This is a genomic window from Ensifer adhaerens, from assembly GCF_028993555.1.
GTDB lineage: Bacteria > Pseudomonadota > Alphaproteobacteria > Rhizobiales > Rhizobiaceae > Ensifer > Ensifer adhaerens_I.
In genome coordinates this window covers 2,013,941-2,032,086 of sequence record NZ_CP118610.1, presented here as the reverse complement: position 1 = coordinate 2,032,086, position 18,146 = coordinate 2,013,941, and the positions used below count along the sequence as shown (strand labels likewise).

At 62.7% G+C, this 18,146-nt stretch carries 23 protein-coding genes and 1 pseudogene; 16 read left to right on the top strand and 8 right to left on the bottom strand.

Translation table 11 applies throughout. From position 1 onward, the window contains the following. Nucleotides 1–134: 134 nt before the first annotated feature. From PWG15_RS09915 to arsH, 5 genes are all read left to right on the top strand, one after another. The gene (locus tag PWG15_RS09915; protein WP_275024247.1) at nt 135–515 is read left to right on the top strand and encodes an ArsR/SmtB family transcription factor; all 381 of its coding nucleotides are present in this window, start codon (nt 135–137) and stop codon (nt 513–515) included. A gap of 98 nt (nt 516–613) precedes the next feature. Continuing rightward, nucleotides 614–1,114: an arsenate reductase ArsC gene (locus tag PWG15_RS09910; protein WP_275024246.1), complete on the top strand. Its 501-nt coding sequence runs from the start codon at nt 614–616 to the stop codon at nt 1,112–1,114. Nucleotides 1,115–1,127: 13 nt separating this feature from the next. Beyond that, the gene (locus tag PWG15_RS09905) at nt 1,128–1,826 is read left to right on the top strand and encodes an aquaporin (protein ID WP_275024245.1); all 699 of its coding nucleotides are present in this window, start codon (nt 1,128–1,130) and stop codon (nt 1,824–1,826) included. A 2-nt stretch (nt 1,827–1,828) separates the two neighbouring features. Then, entirely contained in the window at nt 1,829–2,254 is a 426-nt protein-coding gene (arsC, locus tag PWG15_RS09900) for an arsenate reductase (glutaredoxin) (RefSeq protein WP_275024394.1), read from the top strand. Then, a complete protein-coding gene (arsH, locus tag PWG15_RS09895) occupies nt 2,247–2,954 on the top strand; it encodes an arsenical resistance protein ArsH (protein WP_275024244.1) in 708 nt (235 codons plus the stop codon). Before arsC ends, arsH begins: the two co-directional genes overlap by 8 nt. Nucleotides 2,955–3,174: 220 nt before the next feature. Here the strand turns inward: arsH and PWG15_RS09890 are convergent, their stop codons facing one another. Both PWG15_RS09890 and PWG15_RS09885 read right to left on the bottom strand, forming a co-directional pair. Then, nucleotides 3,175–3,969, bottom strand: coding sequence for a COG4705 family protein (locus PWG15_RS09890; protein ID WP_275024243.1), 795 nt, complete (start codon nt 3,967–3,969; stop codon nt 3,175–3,177). Between the two features lie 21 nt (nt 3,970–3,990). Then, entirely contained in the window at nt 3,991–4,242 is a 252-nt protein-coding gene (locus PWG15_RS09885; protein ID WP_275024242.1) for a hypothetical protein, read from the bottom strand. Nucleotides 4,243–4,471: 229 nt separating this feature from the next. Here PWG15_RS09885 and PWG15_RS09880 point away from each other — a divergent pair, with 229 nt between their 5' ends. Continuing rightward, entirely contained in the window at nt 4,472–5,149 is a 678-nt protein-coding gene (locus tag PWG15_RS09880) for a winged helix-turn-helix domain-containing protein (RefSeq protein WP_275024393.1), read from the top strand. After that, entirely contained in the window at nt 5,136–6,500 is a 1,365-nt protein-coding gene (locus PWG15_RS09875) for a HAMP domain-containing sensor histidine kinase (protein ID WP_275024241.1), read from the top strand. The genes PWG15_RS09880 and PWG15_RS09875 overlap by 14 nt, the downstream gene beginning before the upstream one ends. Nucleotides 6,501–6,509: 9 nt before the next feature. Here PWG15_RS09875 and PWG15_RS09870 read toward each other — a convergent pair whose 3' ends face one another. Continuing rightward, nucleotides 6,510–7,460 (bottom strand): alpha/beta fold hydrolase domain-containing protein, encoded by a 951-nt coding sequence (locus tag PWG15_RS09870; RefSeq protein ID WP_275024240.1) that lies wholly within the window; start codon nt 7,458–7,460, stop codon nt 6,510–6,512. 524 nt (nt 7,461–7,984) lie between these two features. Here PWG15_RS09870 and PWG15_RS09865 point away from each other — a divergent pair. Continuing rightward, nucleotides 7,985–9,637 (top strand): arylsulfatase, encoded by a 1,653-nt coding sequence (locus PWG15_RS09865; RefSeq protein ID WP_275024239.1) that lies wholly within the window; start codon nt 7,985–7,987, stop codon nt 9,635–9,637. 72 nt (nt 9,638–9,709) lie between these two features. Here the strand turns inward: PWG15_RS09865 and PWG15_RS09860 are convergent, their stop codons facing one another. Both PWG15_RS09860 and PWG15_RS09855 read right to left on the bottom strand, forming a co-directional pair. Then, the gene (locus PWG15_RS09860) at nt 9,710–10,291 is read right to left on the bottom strand and encodes a dienelactone hydrolase family protein (protein ID WP_275024238.1); all 582 of its coding nucleotides are present in this window, start codon (nt 10,289–10,291) and stop codon (nt 9,710–9,712) included. 259 nt (nt 10,292–10,550) lie between these two features. After that, nucleotides 10,551–11,132, bottom strand: a complete 582-nt coding sequence (locus PWG15_RS09855) for a hypothetical protein (RefSeq protein WP_275024237.1) — start codon at nt 11,130–11,132, stop codon at nt 10,551–10,553. Nucleotides 11,133–11,349: 217 nt separating this feature from the next. Here PWG15_RS09855 and PWG15_RS09850 point away from each other — a divergent pair, with 217 nt between their 5' ends. Both PWG15_RS09850 and PWG15_RS09845 read left to right on the top strand, forming a co-directional pair. Further along, on the top strand, nt 11,350–12,432 hold the full coding sequence (locus PWG15_RS09850) for a D-alanine--D-alanine ligase family protein (RefSeq protein ID WP_275024236.1): 1,083 nt from the start codon (nt 11,350–11,352) through the stop codon (nt 12,430–12,432). A 117-nt stretch (nt 12,433–12,549) separates the two neighbouring features. Continuing rightward, a complete protein-coding gene (locus PWG15_RS09845; protein ID WP_275024235.1) occupies nt 12,550–13,095 on the top strand; it encodes a BA14K family protein in 546 nt (181 codons plus the stop codon). A 450-nt stretch (nt 13,096–13,545) separates the two neighbouring features. Here the strand turns inward: PWG15_RS09845 and PWG15_RS09840 are convergent, their stop codons facing one another. Both PWG15_RS09840 and PWG15_RS09835 read right to left on the bottom strand, forming a co-directional pair. Beyond that, nucleotides 13,546–13,677 carry a hypothetical protein gene (locus tag PWG15_RS09840; protein ID WP_256364286.1) on the bottom strand — a complete coding sequence of 44 codons (132 nt, stop codon included), beginning with the start codon at nt 13,675–13,677 and terminating at the stop codon, nt 13,546–13,548. A 341-nt stretch (nt 13,678–14,018) separates the two neighbouring features. Then, a complete protein-coding gene (locus tag PWG15_RS09835; RefSeq protein WP_275024234.1) occupies nt 14,019–14,186 on the bottom strand; it encodes a hypothetical protein in 168 nt (55 codons plus the stop codon). Between the two features lie 14 nt (nt 14,187–14,200). Between PWG15_RS09835 and PWG15_RS09830 the strand changes: the two genes are divergently transcribed. After that, entirely contained in the window at nt 14,201–14,419 is a 219-nt protein-coding gene (locus PWG15_RS09830; RefSeq protein WP_275024233.1) for a hypothetical protein, read from the top strand. 174 nt (nt 14,420–14,593) lie between these two features. Here the strand turns inward: PWG15_RS09830 and PWG15_RS09825 are convergent, their stop codons facing one another. Further along, nucleotides 14,594–14,962: a tetratricopeptide repeat protein gene (locus PWG15_RS09825; protein WP_275024232.1), complete on the bottom strand. Its 369-nt coding sequence runs from the start codon at nt 14,960–14,962 to the stop codon at nt 14,594–14,596. Nucleotides 14,963–15,385: 423 nt separating this feature from the next. Here PWG15_RS09825 and PWG15_RS09820 point away from each other — a divergent pair, with 423 nt between their 5' ends. The 5 genes and pseudogenes from PWG15_RS09820 to PWG15_RS09800 all read left to right on the top strand — a co-directional run bounded on the left by PWG15_RS09820 (nt 15,386) and on the right by PWG15_RS09800 (nt 18,145). Continuing rightward, complete coding sequence (locus PWG15_RS09820) at nt 15,386–15,640, top strand: hypothetical protein (RefSeq protein WP_275024231.1); 255 nt, start codon at nt 15,386–15,388, stop codon at nt 15,638–15,640. A 24-nt stretch (nt 15,641–15,664) separates the two neighbouring features. Beyond that, nucleotides 15,665–16,141 (top strand): annotated as a pseudogene (locus PWG15_RS09815) (SU10 major capsid protein); the annotation flags it as partial. Nucleotides 16,142–16,261: 120 nt separating this feature from the next. Beyond that, nucleotides 16,262–16,915, top strand: a complete 654-nt coding sequence (locus PWG15_RS09810; RefSeq protein WP_275024230.1) for a hypothetical protein — start codon at nt 16,262–16,264, stop codon at nt 16,913–16,915. Nucleotides 16,916–17,021: 106 nt separating this feature from the next. Next, nucleotides 17,022–17,735, top strand: a complete 714-nt coding sequence (locus tag PWG15_RS09805; RefSeq protein ID WP_275024229.1) for a hypothetical protein — start codon at nt 17,022–17,024, stop codon at nt 17,733–17,735. Between the two features lie 242 nt (nt 17,736–17,977). Next, nucleotides 17,978–18,145: a hypothetical protein gene (locus PWG15_RS09800; RefSeq protein WP_275024228.1), complete on the top strand. Its 168-nt coding sequence runs from the start codon at nt 17,978–17,980 to the stop codon at nt 18,143–18,145. Nucleotide 18,146 lies beyond the last annotated feature (1 nt).

The following is an 18,146-nucleotide window of genomic DNA, read 5'->3' as shown; positions in this document are numbered from 1 at the left end:
CGGCAGCATATGATGCGATCCTGAAAGCATAAGAGCTGAACATCGAGGCCACTGCGAGTCGCGTGCGGCCGGCAATGCCTCCAAAGTGTGCTCCGGCCTGTTGACTCGTTCTATGTATCCATTATTCTGGATATATGGATGAGAATCAAACGATCGCCGCCCTGGCGGCCCTGGCGCAGCCCACCCGCCTCAGAACCTTCAAGCTGCTGGTGGAGCGCGAACCGGATGGCGTTGCCGCCGGCGAACTCGCCAGGCTGGCAGACGTGCCGCAGAACACCATGTCGGCGCATCTTTCGACGCTTTCGCAGGCCGGTCTGGTGCGCAGCGAACGGCAAAGCCGCTCGATCCTCTATCGCGCCGATCTCGAACGCCTGCGCGCCGTGGTGCTCTATCTGCTCAAGGACTGCTGCGGTGGGAATGCGAGCCTCTGCGCCCCCCTCATTGCCGATCTGAGCCCCTGCTGCGCTCCGACTGCACAGTGCCTCGAACAGGGATTTCTTGAGGTAAAAGCATAAATCAATTCAAGGCATTGCAGGTGTCCTGGGGCGTCTCATGGGCGTGCGGCGCTGCAAAGACGAGGCGCAAACTCGATGAGGCAAGCCGGGAGAGCTACATGAGCGACAAACCCTACAATGTTCTCTTTCTCTGCACAGGCAACTCCGCCCGCTCGATCATTGCCGAGGCAGTGCTCAACCGGCTGGGCCTCGGCAAGTTCAAGGCATACTCGGCCGGATCGCAGCCAAAGGGCGCGGTGCATCCGTTTACGGTGCAGCTCCTCAAGGGGCTGAACTACGACACGTCCTTTGCCCGATCGAAGCCCTGGGACGAATTCGCCGTTGCCGGCGCACCACAGATGGACTTCGTCTTCACCGTCTGCGACGCCGCCGCCGGCGAGGCCTGTCCGGTGTGGCCCGGCAACCCGATGACAGCGCACTGGGGCGTGCCCGATCCGGCGGCCGCCGAAGGCAGCGAGGCCGAACGGCACTTCGCCTTTGCCGAGGCCTACCGGATGCTGAGCAGCCGCATCTCGATCTTCGCCAGCCTGCCGATGACGAGCCTCGACAGGCTCGCGCTGCAAACACGGCTGCACGAGATCGGCCGGAACGTTCCATAAAGCGAGCCGAAACATGACATTCGATCTGAAACGCCGCCTTGCTGCGGAAGCCCTCGGCACGGCCCTGTTGGTCGCGACCGTCGTCGGCTCCGGCATCATGGCCGACCGACTTTCCGATGATGGAGCGGTTTCGCTGCTCGGCAACACGGTGGCGACCGGCGCAATCCTGGTGGTTCTGATCACCATCTTCGGTCCGATCTCCGGGGCGCACTTCAATCCTGTGGTGACGATGGTGTTTGCGGCAGGGCGTAAGATCGAGGCATTCGCGGCGATGCTTTACGCCGCGGCACAGATCGCCGGAGGCGTGGCGGGCACCCTGATGGCTCATGCGATGTTCGACCTGCCGCTGTTGCAGGTGTCCGAGACGGTGCGCACAGGCGCGGGCCAATGGCTGGCTGAAGCGGTGGCGACGTTTGGCCTGGTCTTGACGATCCTCATGGCACTGCGCTTCCGCACGGAGGCCATTCCTTCGCTGGTCGGGCTCTACATCACCGCCGCCTACTGGTTCACCGCCTCGACCTCTTTTGCCAACCCCGCCGTCGCCGTCGCCCGCGCCCTCTCCAATACCTTCTCGGGCATCCGGCCGACGGACGTGCCGGGCTTTATCGTCGCCGAAGTGATCGGCGCGCTCGTCGCCGCGACACTTACCGGCTGGATGCTGGCCGAACGGAACACCGCAACTTCGACAACAACGGTCAAGGGAACCGAATGACCATGGACGTCACCATCTACCACAACCCCCAATGCGGGACTTCACGCAACACGCTGGCGCTCATCCGCCACGCCGGGATCGAGCCGACGGTGGTCGAATATCTGAAGGCGCCGCCGAGCCGGGAGCAGCTTGCCGAAATGATCCGCGACGCCGGACTTACGGTGCGCGAGGCGATCCGCGAGAAGGGAACGCCCTATGCCGAACTCGGTCTCGACGACCCTGCACTCTCCGACGACGCGCTGCTGACGGCGATGCTCGAGCATCCTGTCCTCATCAACCGCCCCTTCGTCGTCACCCCTGTCGGCACGCGACTGGCCCGGCCGTCCGAAGCCGTTCTCGATATCCTCCCGGCGGACGCATTCAAGGGCGCGTTCGTCAAGGAAGACGGCGAGAAGGTTCTCGACGAGGAGGGGCGTCGCATTGTCTGATCTTCCCGCCGCCGATCTCAGCCATCTGCGCAAGCCCGACCTCGACGCGCTTCGGCCACCTTTCTCAAGCCATCCGCCGCGCATCCTGATCCTCTACGGTTCGGTCCGTCAGGTCTCCTATTCCCGGCTTTTGGCGCAGGAGGCCGGGCGGCTGCTGGAACACTTCGGCGCCGAAGTGCGCTTCTTCGACCCCTCCGGGTTGCCGCTTCCGGATGATGCCCCCGTGAGCCATCCGAAAGTCCAGGAATTGCGGGAGCTTTCGGCCTGGTCGGAAGGCCAGCTCTGGGTGAGCCCGGAACGGCACGGGACGATCACCGGGATCATGAAGGCGCAGATCGACTGGATTCCGTTGTCGATCGGGGCGATCCGTCCGACGCAGGGAAAGACGCTTGCGGTCTGCCAGGTCTCGGGCGGCTCGCAGTCCTTCAATGCCATCAACACGCTGCGTCTGCTCGGGCGCTGGATGCGCATGATCACGATCCCGAACCAGTCGTCGGTCGCCAAGGCCTACCAGGAGTTCGATGCGAACGGCCGCATGAAGCCATCCTCCTACTACGACCGCGTCGTCGACGTGTGCGAGGAACTGGTGAAGTTCACGCTTTTGACCCGGGACGCTTCGGCCTATCTCGTCGACCGCTACAGCGAGCGCAAGGAAGATGCAGCCAGGCTCGAAAAGCGGGTGTCGCTGACGGCCATCTGAGGCCGACCCTGACGGTGCCGGGGCGGCCGTACGCCGCTTTGCGGCCGCTTTCACGCGACTGATGCAGCGATGCCAACCGTCTTCAAGCGCGGATTTCATTGAACGCCGTGCGTTGATGGGAACGCACGGCGTTCAATGCGACCGGCAAACCGGGCGACAACCGGAGGGGGGAGGCGGTTTTCGGTTGCGGGTTCGCGCCGGCCTTACGCTGAGCGCGGCATCACCCTTTGGCGGCCTGCCTCTCAGTCGTAGCGGCGGTTTCGGGCTCGTAGGAGAACATCATATAGGTGACCGTGAGCAGGATGACCGCCAGAAACACGGTGCTGGTGACGATGGTTCCGAGCCCCAGGCCGCCATATTCGATCGGTTGCGCCAGGAGGTCGCCGATCGATGCGCCGGCGGGCCGGGTGAAGATATAGGCCAGCCAGAAAGCGGCAACGGCATTCAGTTTGAACGCATAGTAGCCGAAGGCGATCACCGCGATGACCGCAGCGAAAATCACGGCCGTCGCCAGGTAGCCGAACTCGAACCGCTCGGCGACGAGGTCGCCCGCTGCCGTTCCGAGCGCGAAGGTGAACAGGATCGTCAGCCAATAGAAGGCTTCGCGCCTGGTCGTGTAGATCGAATGGATCGACAGTGTTCGTTCGCTGGCATACCAGACCGCGAATGTGGCGATGAGCGCCAGCGTGAAGACCACCGTGGAAGTTTCGAGCGGGACGCCCAGATTGTCGGTGAGGTTGTCGGTAAGCAGTGTTCCGACGATGCTGATCAGCACAACCGCCAGCCAATAGGCCCAGGGCACGTAGCGCTTCTGGGCGAATTGCAGGCCGAGCGTGGCGATGAGGACCGCGCTCATGATCAGCGATGTGGCGGTGAGCCCGAGGCCCATGTTGACCGCGAGATAGTCCGCTGCGGTTTCGCCCATGGTGACGGCCATCAGCTTGATCAGCCAGAAATCCGCCGTGACGCGGGGAACACGGTTGATGTTGGACATGTCGAGAGACTGGGGACGCATGGCTATCGCTCCGGTTTCGGGTCACTTGCCCATCGCGGTCATGGCTTGCTTGAAGAAGCCGTTTGCCCTGTCGTCATCGTCGGCATTGCAGCGGTCGATGCCCTTGTCGATCAGCGCGTCGACCTTGGCGGCATCGGTGTCGCTGAGCTTTGCGCCCGACCGGGCGCCGCGCACGTCCCTCAGCGTGTCTTCGCACGGGACCTTGGCGAGGGCCGCCGAATGCACGGCGATGGCGAATGCGCCGACCAGGGCGCAGTTGATGAGATGCTTCACGGGGTGTCTCCATCGGCTGGTTGACCTTGCGAGAGTGCAGGGCTGAAACTGGCCGGTGGAGTTTGCCTCCGCTTTGCCGCAACCATACCAATTCGTAAGGTGACAGCGGTGCGCATCTGTGCCCGAAATGGCGCAGGCAAATGCGCCGGCCGCACAGCTGCAACTGGACCGAAAGCCGCGGTGCAGCAATACTGGCGGCGCCGGCGCAGGCACAATCCGGGCTTATCCGATGCGAATTCTGCTGATTGAAGATGACCGCAAGACTGCCGAGTTCGTGCATCGCGGCATGCTGGAGGCGGGGCACGTCTGCGACCTGGTGGCCGACGGCCGTGACGGCCTATACCAGGCGACCCGCGAGACCTACGACGTGCTGGTCGTCGACCGGATGCTGCCGGGGCTCGACGGCCTTTCGGTGGTGAAAGCGATCCGCGCGGCGCGGATCAAGGTGCCGGCGCTGTTCTTGACCGCGATCGGCGGCGTCGACGACCGGGTGGAGGGCCTTGAGGCCGGGGCCGACGACTATCTGGTCAAGCCCTTTGCCTTTTCCGAGCTGATGGCGCGGGTGAATGCGCTGGCGCGCCGGCCGCCGGTATTGGAGCAAAGGACGGTGCTCGCCGTCGCCGACCTGGAACTGGACCTCGTCCGGCGCTCGGTCACGCGGGCGGGCGAACGGATCGAGCTGCAGCCACGGGAATTTACCCTGCTCGAGGTGCTGATGCGCGGCGAGGGCCGGGTGCTGACCCGGACCATGCTTCTGGAAAAGGTCTGGGACTTTCACTTCGATCCGAAGACGAGCGTCGTCGAGACCCATGTCAGCCGCCTGCGCGCCAAGGTCGACAAGCCTTTCGAGGTGCCGCTCATCCATACGGTGCGCAACATCGGGTACAGCCTTCATGCACCCGGCTAGCCTGTGGCGCTCCACCCCGTTTCGTCTGGCGGTGACGTTCGGGCTCGTGTTCTTCCTCACCTTCGTTGCGGCCGGCTTCGGCACCTATCAGTTCCTGCGGCAGGAGCTTCAACAGTCGCTCGACAATTCGGTGACGGAACTGCATGCGGTGATCGCCTCCACCGACGATCTGGAGGACCTGATCGCGATGGTCGACGCCTATTCGCGCGTGAACCGGGCGCGTGAATGGGTCTTCTGCGTCATCGGCGGGGACGGCCGGCAGATCGCCGGCGATGTCTCGACGGCACCGCTGCCGGACGGCTTTTCGACCGTAAGGCCCGAGGCGCTGGGTTTGCACGGCGGTACCGGCTATCGCACGTTTTCGGGCATGGTCGGGAACAATCGGCTGATCGTCGGGCGCAGCTTTGCGGCGACGGACAGGCTCGAACATATCGCGTTCCTGAGCTTCCTTTGGGCAACCCTGGTCGCCATGGCCGGGGCGATTTTCGGCGGTGCGCTACTGGCACGAAAGGCGCAACGGCGGCTGGACGGCATCGCAGGCGCGATGGCGGCAGTCTCCCACGGCGCCTTCGGCACACGCGTGCCGCTCAGAGGTAACGGCGACGACATCGACGCCGTCTCCGGCCAGATCAACGAGGCGCTCGACCGGCTGTCGGCGCTGATGGAGACGATGCGGCAGGTGAGTTCCGACATCGCCCACGAACTCAAGACGCCGCTGAACCGGCTGAAGATGCAGATCGAGACGGCTATCGCCGGCGACGAACGCGGCGAGCCCGTGAGCGAGGCGCTTTCGGACGCCCGTGCCGAGGCCAACCAGATCAACGAAACATTCGAAGCGCTGCTCAGGATTTCGCAGATCGAGGCGGGCGCGCGCCGGACCCGCTTTCAGGATATCGACCTCAGCGATGTCGTTGCCTCGGTCGCTGAAATCTACGGCGACGTTGCCGAGGACAGCGGCCATGTGCTCACCGCATCGATCGACACGGCACCGGCGCTGACGATCCGCGGCGACCGGGAACTGCTGACGCAGATGTTCGTCAACCTCGTCGAAAACGCCATCCGCCATTGTCCGCCCGGCGCTGCAATCTCGATCTCGCTCGCCCGACAGGGCGAAAAGGCCGTGGTGGCCGTGAGCGACGACGGCCCCGGCATTCCCGCCGGCGAGCGGGAAAAGGTGTTCCGCCGGCTCTATCGGCTCGACAAGAGCAGGACGACGGCGGGAAGCGGTCTGGGCTTAAGCCTCGTTCGCGCAATCGCCGACCTGCATTCAGGCGACGTCAGCATCCGCGACAACCGGCCAGGAGTCACGGCCGAGGTGGTTCTGCCGCTGGAAGAGACGCGCGCGTCTTGACGCTGCGCCTCAGGACGCGCTCGCAACCTTGCGTTCGCGAAGGATGCGGGCGTCGAGCTCCTTGAGGCGATGCTTGATGGCGGGATCGCCGGGAAGTAGCGACAGGGCGGCTTCGAGCAGGTCGCGGGCGGCCAGGATATCGCCGTCGCCGATGTGGCGGTTGGCGCGGTGGTAGAGAAAGTTGACCCGCTCCATCGGCGCGAAACGCTCGCCAAAGCGGGCGTTGATCCGGTCGGCCCAGGCGGGGTGGCGGGGCATGGCGGCAACGGCGATCTGGTAGGGGCGCATCGGCGCATCCGTGCGGGCGGCGCGGGCAAGGGCGCCGAGGCCGGCGCGATCGTTGCTGCGGCAGGCCGCGATGAGGGAAAGGGCGCGCTCGGTGCCGGTGAAGACGCGTACGGTGCCGTGGCCGGTCATATGCACGGGCACGAGATGGGTTTCGGCCTGCAATGCGGCGATGCGCTCGGCGTGGCGGCGGTCGATCGCGTGGAAGGGATCGTAGAAGATGAAGGCGCGGCCTGAGGCCTGGTCGGGCGAGATCCCCATATTGGCGTGCAGCTCGGGCGAAAAATGCCTGAGGAAGCGGTTGTCGTAGGGCACGGAGCGGGGATCGATCGAGACCTGCGGGCAGAAGGCGATCGCGGTGGTGGCGTTGAAGCGCCGGCGGTAGCGAAGGGCTGCATAACCACCCTGGGAGTGGCCGTAGAGGATGCGCTCGGGCGCAGCCTTGAGGATGGGCGCGGCCGCCTCGACCGCCTTCACCACGCTTGCCGCCGGAAACCAGTTGGGGCGGCGGCTGATGAAGCCAAGCGCCGAGAGATCCGCCTTCTCGCAGAAGCGCTGGCCCCAATAGCGGCTGCCGTTCGCCTGGATTTCCATCTCGTTGAAGGTCACCAGCAGATAGGGGGATGAGCCCGGGCGATGGATGACTTCAAGGTTTTCGTCCGAATATATAAGCACCGTTACTCCAAAACAAGTTCAATTCTTGCAGTAATATTCTTTGAAACTCCGCGAATGATTTGCGGTAATCCCAGATTACTTCAGTATTGCGTATTTGTATCAGATTTCCAGTGCCTGGATTTTCTTCAGGGGAAAGCCGGTGTTCATTGGCGTTGGCGGTCCAGGCGAACGGTCGCTTCCGCCAGTTTTTGGCCTGGTGCGCGCACTGGGCCCGCCGGCGCGCGCGATACGTTACGGCTGTCGTTACAGTTACGTACTTGATTGCTCACGCGTCAAAGGAGCAGATTTCCCGCGCAGGTAACAATGGTTTTTCGCCATCGCCGCCTGGTAGTGATCTCGCCGTTTCGGCAGCCGGGATCTGTTTGAACATTCAGGCATGGATTTGCGCGTCGGACCTCAATGGAGACGCGATACTTTTCAGATCAATTTTTTTCGCGCGACGGCTCGTCGCAGGAAGGAACCTGACAGTGATAAAGGAACCTGATCGATCAAATTCGTCACGCACCGTGTCGAGGACTTTTCCGATGAAACTTCTGGCGTCGTGCGTGGCAGGGCTGAGCCTTGTCGCTGGCCTGTCGGCCCCGGCGCATGCGCAGCAGGCGACGCCAAAACCCAACATCCTTCTCATCGTTTCCGATGACACCGGCTATGGGGACCTTGGCCCCTATGGCGGCGGTGAAGGACGGGGAATGCCGACGCCCAACATCGACAAGCTGGCCGAACAGGGCATGCTGTTCTACGATTTCTATGCCCAGCCGAGCTGCACGCCCGGTCGCGCCGCGATGATCACCGGGCGCATTCCCAACCGCAGTGGCATGACGACGGTGGCATTCCAGGGTGAAGGCGGCGGTCTTCCGGCCGCCGAGTGGACGCTGGCCTCCGTCTTGAAACTCGGCGGGTACCAGACCTATTTCACCGGCAAATGGCATCTCGGCGAGGCGGACTACGCCTTGCCGAACGCCCATGGCTTCGACGTCATGAAGTATTGCGGCCTTTACCACCTCAACGCCTACACCTACGCCGATCCGACCTGGTTTCCGGATATGGACCCGAAGCTCAGGGCCATGTTCCAGAAGGTAACCAAGGGCTCGCTCTCCGGTAAGGCCGGCGAAACGGCAGTCGAGGACTTCAAGATCAATGGCCAGTATGTCGACACGCCCACGGTCAATGGCGCGGCTGGGGTCGTCGGCATCCCCTATTTCGACAGTTACGTCGAAAAGGCGGCTCTGGAGTTTCTTGACGACGCGGCAAAAACCGACAAGCCGTTCTTCATCGACGTCAACTTCATGAAGGTGCACCAGCCGAACATGCCGGCCCCGGAGTTCGAGCATAAATCGCTGTCGAAATCGAAATATGCCGACAGTATCGTCGAACTGGATACCCGCATCGGCCGCATCATGGACAAGCTGCGCGAGACCGGCCTCGACAAGAATACGCTGGTCTTCTACACGACCGACAACGGCGCCTGGCAGGACGTCTATCCCGATGCCGGCTATACGCCGTTCCGTGGCACCAAGGGCACGGTGCGCGAGGGCGGCAACCGCGTTCCCGCCATCGCCGTCTGGCCGGGCAAGATCAAGGCCGGCTCCAAGAACCATGACATCGTCGGCGGCCTCGATCTGATGGCCACATTTGCTTCGGTTGCCGGCGTTGCTCTGCCGGACAAGGACCGCGAGGGCCAACCGATCATCTTCGACAGCTTCGACATGTCGCCAATCCTGCTTGGAACCGGCAAGTCGGAACGCACCTCATGGTTCTATTTCACCGAGAATGAACTGTCTCCCGGCGCTGCCCGCGTCGGCAACTACAAGGCGGTGTTCAACCTGCGTGGTGACAATGGACAGCCGACGGGCGGTCTCGCCGTCGACAGCAATCTGGGCTGGAAGGGCCCGGACAAGTACGTCGCAACGGTCCCGCAAGTCTTCGACCTCTGGCAGGACCCGCAGGAGCGCTACGACATCTTCATGAACAACTACACCGAGCGCACCTGGACGATGGTGACCATCAGTGACTCCATCAAGCAATTGATGACCACCTACGTCAAATATCCGCCGCGCAAGCTTCAAAGCGGGACCTACACCGGTCCGATCGAAATATCGAAATACCAGCAGTTCCAGTGGCTGCGCGATGAGCTGAGCAAGGACGGCTTCAGTCTCTCGATGCCGACCGGCAACTGATCCGGCAAATGAGGAGCGGCGCTGTCTGATCACGACAGCGCCGTCCGACCTTTGGGCTTGTCCTGGCGTCGGTCAGACCCGCTCGAGGAAGGCGAGCACCCGTTTCGTCAGCAGCGCCGTTGCCGCCGCGTCATAGGACGGCAGCGAGCTGTCGGCGAAATAGTGCTGGTCGCCGGGATAGAGAAACAGCTCGGCATCATCGGCCTTCTCGACGATCTCGCGGGCGGCGTCGATGTCGCCTTCGCCGACGAAGATCGGGTCGTTGTCCATGCCGTGGATCTGAACCGGCACGCCCTCCGGCCAGGGACCGAAGGACCACTCACCGCTGATCGGGATGCAGGAATAAAACAGAAGCGCGCCACGGGCACCGGGCCGGGTCTGGGCGAGCTTCTGTGCCGGCAGAACGCCGAAGGAGAAGCCGGCATAGACGAGGCCCTGGGGAAGTGCATCGGCGAGGCGAATGCCGCGCTCGCGCATCGCCTCGAAGCCGACCGTCTCGATATGAGCGAGGCCGTCGGCGATGCTTGCGAAGGTTTGCCCCTCGAAGAGATCAGGCATGTGCACGGTGTGGCCGGCGGCGCGGAGTTCGTCGGTGAAGGCAAACATTCCCGGTGTCAGCCCCTGGGCGTGGTGGAACAGCAGAATCTCGGCCATCGGTCGTTCTCCCTGAAATCTCGTCTCGTGCCTCAAGTACCGCATCATTTAGTCAGCAACCATGGCGACATTTGGCGCTGGCATATTCCGCTTCAAGTGGAATCAGTCGAAGGCGGAGGAACCCATGGGTGCGCGGCGCGTACGGCAGTCATTTGCCGATGGCGAGGCGCGCGTTTCCGTCAACCGGCGATCCGTGCTTGCGCGAACTGAAACTTGACCTTCACCTTTGCCGCGAGGATGGCGTCATGGAGCCGGCTGCTCATGAAAAGCCGGTTCCAACCTTGCGCTCGTGCCAGAGGTCGGCGCCTTCGAAAGCCGCTGCCGTCAGCGCCAGATCGCCGTCTTCGAGATCGTATGTCGCCCACAACTCGTATCCGTCCTTGTCGATCGTTCTGCGCGGACGAAGCTTGCGACTTTCGCTCGCCACGAAACTGTCTTTTACCGCGCCAAAGTTGAGCAGATAAAAGGGGCCCGGAAGCCGGGTGGTCTTGTCGGCCGCATAGATCGGAAACTCGATCAAGCCTCCCTTGCCGAGATCGAAATTCTTCAGCACCTCGGCCAGTCTGCCCTTCACCGCGTAGAAGGGGCCGGCACAAGAGAGTTCGCCCACCCGTTTCCAGTTGTTTTCGGCAAACACATACATTGCCTCGGGAAAATCGGTTCGCTCGAGGGTCTCGCCGCGGTTGTAGCGAAAGAGCGCCTGAAGTACGTGCTGCGGGGCAACGCCTAGCTGAAAGGTCGGAGGCGCCCAGTCGCCGCCATAGAACTTTTCGCGAATGCCTTGCCTGTTTCCGATGCTGTAATCGCTCATCACGCTGCTGACCCAGACGGTATCCGGCATGCCGTACTCCCAGTTTTCATCATGCCGTCTGCTTGTGCGGTCAATGGAGGAAGATCGGCCGAGCAGCGCAGCACGCGTGGCAAATTCTCCTTCAGTTTGCACCAAAAAGTTGAAGGAAGCGTAAGATGATCAATCGCGCGCGTCCTTGACCTCTTGTTGCCATTTTCAGCCGCTTCCTTCCGATCTCCATTTGCTTGCGATTCTGGAGAGAGTTCACATGACGAGAAAGTTGCGCATTGCCGTTCTGTTTGGCGGCCGCTCGGCAGAGCACGAGGTTTCGCTGATGTCGGCGCGCAATGTCGTCGCCGCGCTCGACCGCAGCCGCTACGAGATCGTGCCGATCGGCATTGCCAAGGACGGGCGTTGGCTGTTGCTCGAGCTTGAAAACGGCGAGCTGCCGCGGGCCATTCCGGCTATCGGAACGCAGGTGGCGCTGATCCCGGGCGGCAAGGGGCGGGCGGTCACCATTGCCGCCGATGGAACGCAAGGGCTGTTGCCGGCCGTCGACCTGATCTTTCCGGTGCTGCACGGGCCGTTCGGCGAGGACGGGACGGTGCAGGGCTATGCCGAGACCGCCGATGTCGCCTATGTCGGCTGCGGCGTTGCGGCTTCGGCGGCGGCGATGGACAAGGTGCTTGCCAAGCGCCTGCTTGCGGCCGAGGGGCTGCCGGTCGCCCGTGCCATCGCGCTTCATCAGGACGACGCCTATTCCGGCGAAGCCATCCTGGAAACGCTGGGGCTGCCGGTCTTCGTCAAACCGGCGCGGCAGGGCTCGTCCGTCGGCGTCAGCCGCGTCGATAGCCTCAAAGGACTTGCGGTGGCGCTCGACGAGGCGTTTCGCCACGACGACAAGGTGCTGATCGAAGAGTTCGTGCGGGCCCGGGAGATCGAATGCTCGGTGCTGGAAGACGCCAGTGGCCGCCTCACGGTATCGCGGCCGGGCGAGATCATTCCCGCCGAAAGCCATGGCTTCTACAGCTACGACGCCAAATATGTCGACGCCGGCGGTGCCATCGTGAAGGCGCCGGCGGATCTTGCCGAAGAGGTTGGCGGGCAGGCGCGGGAGATGGCCGAGCGGGCCTTCCGGGCGCTGGCCTGCGCCGGCATGGCGCGCGTCGATTTCTTCCTGCGGCCGGATGGAAGCCTCGTCATCAACGAGATCAATACCATTCCCGGCTTCACCAATATCAGCATGTATGCCAAGGCACTTGCGGCGGACGGCATCACCTATGGCCAGGCGGTGGAAACGCTGATTGCGCATGCGCTCACGCTGCGTGGGGAGAGAGCCGCGCGCGCCTGAGACATGGGCCCCGGATGCTGCCTCTGGGTTGCATTTCGTTTTAGAAATATCGCATTCATTGTGGGTTCACGTCCTTCCGCGAAACTGGCGCCTGTTTCCAAACGGACAGGTGATGAGATGAAGAAGATTGCCATCGTCGTCATGGCGGCGGTTACGGCTCTTTCGGGCATCACGCCGGCGAACGCCGTGCCGGCTGTTGCCATCGAGCGGGTGCAGAAGAGCGACGTCGAACTGGTGCAGCACCGGGAATGGAACGGCGGCCACTATCGCCGGCGTCCGCCGGGGTGGCATGGCGGCTATCGCCCGCGGCCCGGTTGGGACGGCGGCTACCGCCCACGGCCAGGCTGGCATGGCGGCTATCGTCCGCGCCCGGGTTGGGACGGCGGCTATCGCTATGGCTACCATAACGGCTACCGCGGCTATCGCTACGAGCGCTACGGCTATCGCCGCCACAATGACGGTTGGTGGTATCCGCTGGCAGCCTTCGGCACCGGCGTCGTCATCGGCGGTGCCATTGCCGCTCCGCCACGCCGGGCGGATGCGGGCGTGAACCCGCGTCATGTGGACTGGTGCTATGCCCGCTATCGCTCATATCGCGCCTGGGACAATTCGTTCCAGCCCTATGGCGGCCCGCGCCAGCAGTGCTATTCGCCCTATTACTGAGGCGAAACGCACCGGAACGTTGGTCCGCCGGCATCAAGAGCTGGCGGACTTTTCCTGAAGGGCTGCTTCCTGTGAAGGGTTTTCCGGCCCCGGACCGGTAGTCGCACGACACGCATTTCGACTGGCAAGTCATCGAAGCGGTAGCGCGGGAACAGGAAGCGGTTCGCTGGGCCAGGTGTGGACCGCCAACCTGTGGCACGGCCGCTCGCGCCGGCTGCTGTGGCGCAAAACCCTGACCGTGGACGCGACGGTCACATTTTTCCTCATTCCCCAGGGGGTGGTGCTGCTCGCGATGCCGGGACGCCAGCGGCCTGTCTCATCGATTCGCGCAGGAATTGCAAAGGCCCCGCCGCTCCCGCGCATCGGCGCCGGTTGTGATACGGGCAGCCGCGAACGACCGGCCGAGAGGAAGCGCGAGTGGGTGGGCCAACGTCTGGGAATGGTGACGCTCTAGAATTTCAACCGGGCGTCGTCATGATCGGGAGGACGGTGGGCGTCCTTGCGGCGGAAGCCGTAGGCGAGCGCAAGCCCCAGGATGGCAGAGCCGACGACGATGGCGGCGAGTGCGAAGAAATTCTCCATGGCATTTTCCTCCCGAGGGGAAGCTTAACACAGAATGCGCGCAAACAAATGGCGCGGCACCGAGAATGCGCGTCATGGTTACCTAACGCGTTTCGGCGCCGGAAGTTCAATCCGCCAACGCCGATGCGAGGCAAACCGCCCCGGAAGGCACCACGCCTGGCCGGTGCTTTGCCCTGTCATCCGCGGCTGCGGTATACGCGACCTGCGGGCGGCGTTACTCTTTTCAGGGGTCGCCGTTTCTGGCGCTGCCAAACCGTGTCGCAATCTTTCGGATTCGCGCTCACGTTTTTGTTCTGTCGCACGTCTTTGTCGCAAGGCTGCTGCGCACGTGCGCGGGATGCTTAGTAACCGGAGCTTCCGCCGCCCTGGCTCATGCCCTGGGCGCCTTGCATGCCCTGGTTTCCCTGGCTTGGGGCAGGGGCGGTGTTGCGGCTGGCCTGGTCGGTGGTACAGCCGACGAGCGCGACAAGCGCCGCGACGGTCACGGCAATCAGATATCGTAGGGTCATGAAATCCTCCCGTCGTGGGAACGGCCTTTGGCCGCCGCACCATCGATCCGGACATCGGGCGCGTCGCCCTGGCAAGCGGTCGCTCGTCGAGGAGATTGCTGGCCACCGGCAGCGCCGCATGCCGGGCGCAATCATATCACCAAACAGAGCGGGCGGACGTGGCGCGCGATCAGCGTGCGGCGAGCGATGTGGACGCCTGGCAAAAAAAACGAACAAAACGGAAACAAATTTAGGCGAGAGGGCTTGCCAAGTGGCCGGAAGCGGGCTAAGGATATTACAGGCTGGCCGTTTCTTCATTGAAGCGGCCTTTTTGATTCCGGGGACAGCTTGGGACGAGCGGTGCCTGGCGCAAGGCCGTCTGGCGGCTCTACGGGGCGTTGCGCTGCTTCGAGACCGCGGCCGGCGCGCTAAGCTTCCTGTTTGGCGATCTTGCCGGAAACGGCGCGGATGGGCTCACCGCGAGGGCGGGGCTGCCCGATGCTGCGAAGCCAGCGCGATGCTTCCCTTGTGTCGCGATCGACGCCGAGGCCCCTTTGATAGATGGTGACGAGACGGGCCTGAGCGGTCGGATGTCCCTGGCGGGCGGCCTGCCGGTTCCAGTGCAGCGACGCAGCGTAGTGTTCCTCGCCGCCATCGTTGAAATAGATTTCGCCCAGTTTTGCCTGGGCATCGACGTTCCCCGAGGTCGCGAGTTCAAGCAACCTGGGCGAGATATTCGCTGCGGACGGTGCTGGGGTGAAAATGGTCTTCAACCTGCTAATCGTGTTGCGGATCATCTGACACCTATCGCATCCATCGCATGGTTCCCGCAGCGGGCCTGCTAGACTGATAAATTATTCAAAAATTTGAACTACTTTGGGTCTTTCCTGGCGGCCGCCTGCGAGCAGCCGCACATGTCATGCATTTCCGCCGCTACGGCCCGAGGCAGGGCGATCCGACGCGAACTATTGATGACCGAATACAACCTGAAGTCAAGTTTGCCGGCGTGACATCGGGCGTGACACCTGCAAATTTCTGTGACCGGCTGTCACGCTTGGCGCGCGTTGCGCCATCCGCGGTGACGGCACTGACGATTGGTAGCTGTGCTGCGCCCTTGGAGCGAAGGCGGGTGACGGGCCGAAGCCAGGGCCGCGTGCCTTCTCCCTCAAAGCCGCGGCTGCCAACAGGCGCAGCGGCTGAGCCTGCGCGGAGCAAATCCCATGACAAGCAAATCCGCCAAGGACCCGAAGACCGGGCGCTTTCTGCCGCGCGCCGATCGGGCAGGTTCGGTTACGGGAAGCAGCTATGCCCGGAACGAAGGCTGGTCGCTTGACCTGGCAGCCGAAGCAACCGGCTATACGCCCTCCGAGGCACTCGGCTTCGCTGACGGTTTCATCGGTTGCACCACACCTCTCGCTTCCGGCAAGACGCCGCCGGTGCCGGCCGACCTCTTTCGGAACGAACATGGGAAGTAGCGACCAGGGGATATCCTTAGGCCGCCGACTGACGGCACCCAGCGCCCGTTTACCAAGGCGATCCTCGATCAGATGATGCCAGACGGGCTACCAGAACGGCGCCAATTTCCGTCACGTCTCGGTCTCGCCTTACGTGAAATCGGTGTTCGTCACCTTCATGTCCGACGCCAACGTGGCGCCGTTCCGCTACGCTGTCTCGCAAGGCGGCGAGCGCAATACGATCGTGGCGACCGCCGACTATTACGAGGGCCCGTTCGGCACCGTGATGATCCGCCCGAACCGGGTGCAGGCGGGCAACGCGAAACTCGCACGCAACGCCTTCTCCTCGACACCGACATGCTCTCCTTCCTCTGGCTGCGCAACATCCAGGAGGACAAGGCGGTGGCCAAGACCGGCGATGCCGACAAGGGCGTGATCATCGGCGAGGGCACGCTGAAGGTGCACAACGAAAAGGGCCTCGGCGTTGCGGCCGATCTTTTTGGTTTGAGCGCTGCGAGCTGATCTGACGAGCGCGACGCGTGGGGCGGGCGTTTTGCCCGCCCTTTGCCGTTTCGTTGCCGTGCCTCGCGGGTGCCACCTACCGGATCGCCTCCGAATACCCATTCATCAAGGTGAAAGCACTTGGCCAATCCAATTGCCAAATACGTGAACTGTGGCAGGCACAACAAGGCTGTCGAGGCTTTCAACGGCCAAAACTATCCGGAGCTCAGTCACCTATCGCCTGAAAGGCTGCGAGAACTGAGCGGTATTAGAAACGCGAATGCGCATGCCTATGTGAGCGCCATGATAGAGCGCGAGAACTTTCCGGGATTGGCCAAGTCTCTCGGCACCGCCCGAGAGTGGCAATCCTGGCTTTCCGACAAGTGGAGCGGGAATGACAACACCAAGGACCACCTGCGTGATGAGTGGAACAATGATGTCGGACGGCAGATAGGACGCTACGCCAAGGAGCGCGATCTTGGCGAAGCGGATGTCATGGGGCTGGTGGATTATGCCCGGCGGAACGGCGACCTGATCCGTTCGATCAGCGACAAAGTGCCCGACCCACGTCTCCAAAGCTATTCGGAGTCGTCCGAGCGTCCATCCTGGTCAGGACCACCCCCACGCGACTTGCCACCTCTGGAGGCACTGCACGAAAAGAGGGACCTGCAGAGAATGCAGGCCAACGCAGACAACTGGCAGTCGAAGCCCCCGATACAGGAAGAAGGGTTCTGGAGCGGGCTATTTCCCGGTCGCGGCACGCTCAAGCAGATGATGAAGTCATGGGGTGAATAACCTTCCGCATAAGCTGTAGTGCGAGTTCGATCGCAACCTTGCATTCGTTCATGAAATGTTCTAATGGGGATCAGATCGAGATATGCTCTGCAGACAAGGAGGCGGCATGAAAAAGTGGCAAAAGGCAATGGTCTATACCGTTGTCACCCTCTTCGGGCTGTCCGTCGTGCTGGTTGGGCTGGTATTTGCGACAATCGATCCGTATTCGTTTGAAGACATGAGCCGCGGCGCAATTTGCGAACGAAGTGGCGGCTATGTAGCGCCCGAATGCACGATGCCGCCTGAAAGCGCCGAGAAGGTGTTGGCTGCGTTGTTGGCGTGTGACGCCCAATTCTTCAAGGTCCTTGACGCGGAGAAGGCTGTTTTCAACAGGGCGGATATCGTGGCTCACCCTTACAACCTTCTCGACACAGGCGAGCCGCGGACTTCCGTCGTCACGTTCTCTAAGCCTGTCGAGGCTTATGGACTTCACCTCACCGGTTACGCTCAACGGGCCGCGCCGGGAAAGAGCGACTACGCGTGGGGGTTTTATGCATCCGAGCAGTCGGAAGACGTCGAGCGTGTGCTGGAAACGGCCCGCAACGACGCGTTGGCAGCGAAGCCACGGGCCAGCGCGTTCGTGATAACGGCATCCGATAATCCTGATTTTCCTGGAACACGGCTTGGTTGTCGCGTTGCCGGGGCTGGGTCCTCCGGCGTCGAGGCCTCGCCTTCGGTTTACGACCTGTTCCTGTCTCGAGATATTAGTACGGCACTCTCCGATAAGTTCGATCTCTTCGTTGCGTCGGCGATGAAGACCGTATCGGAATTTGGGCGATAGAAAGATCCTATCGACGATCGTCGAGGCATCCGCTGGTCATGTCGTTCAGTAGCCGCTTTGCTGGCGGTACTTTGTCGGATACCCGCTGTTGCCGCTTTGGGACCCGGCGCGGGCGCAGCCAATATTGATTGCATGACACCAGACATCGGATGCGGGCGCCTGACCCGTGCCCGTTTCCCTTCCAAATGAACAACTCTTGCCAAGGCGGCTCTCCGGAGCCGCCTTTTTTCATGGAGACATCAATGTCCGAAGCAAAGAAGCCCGTGCCTGTTCGTCTCGTCTACGACGTCTGGCTGTGTGACGATGAACGCACACCCGCTGGTGCTGTCGTGTCCGTCAGCCTTGAAGAGGCGAAGGCACTGATCGCGGCAGCCAAGGCGGAGCGCGCCGACCCGCTGCCGGGGGAGTGAG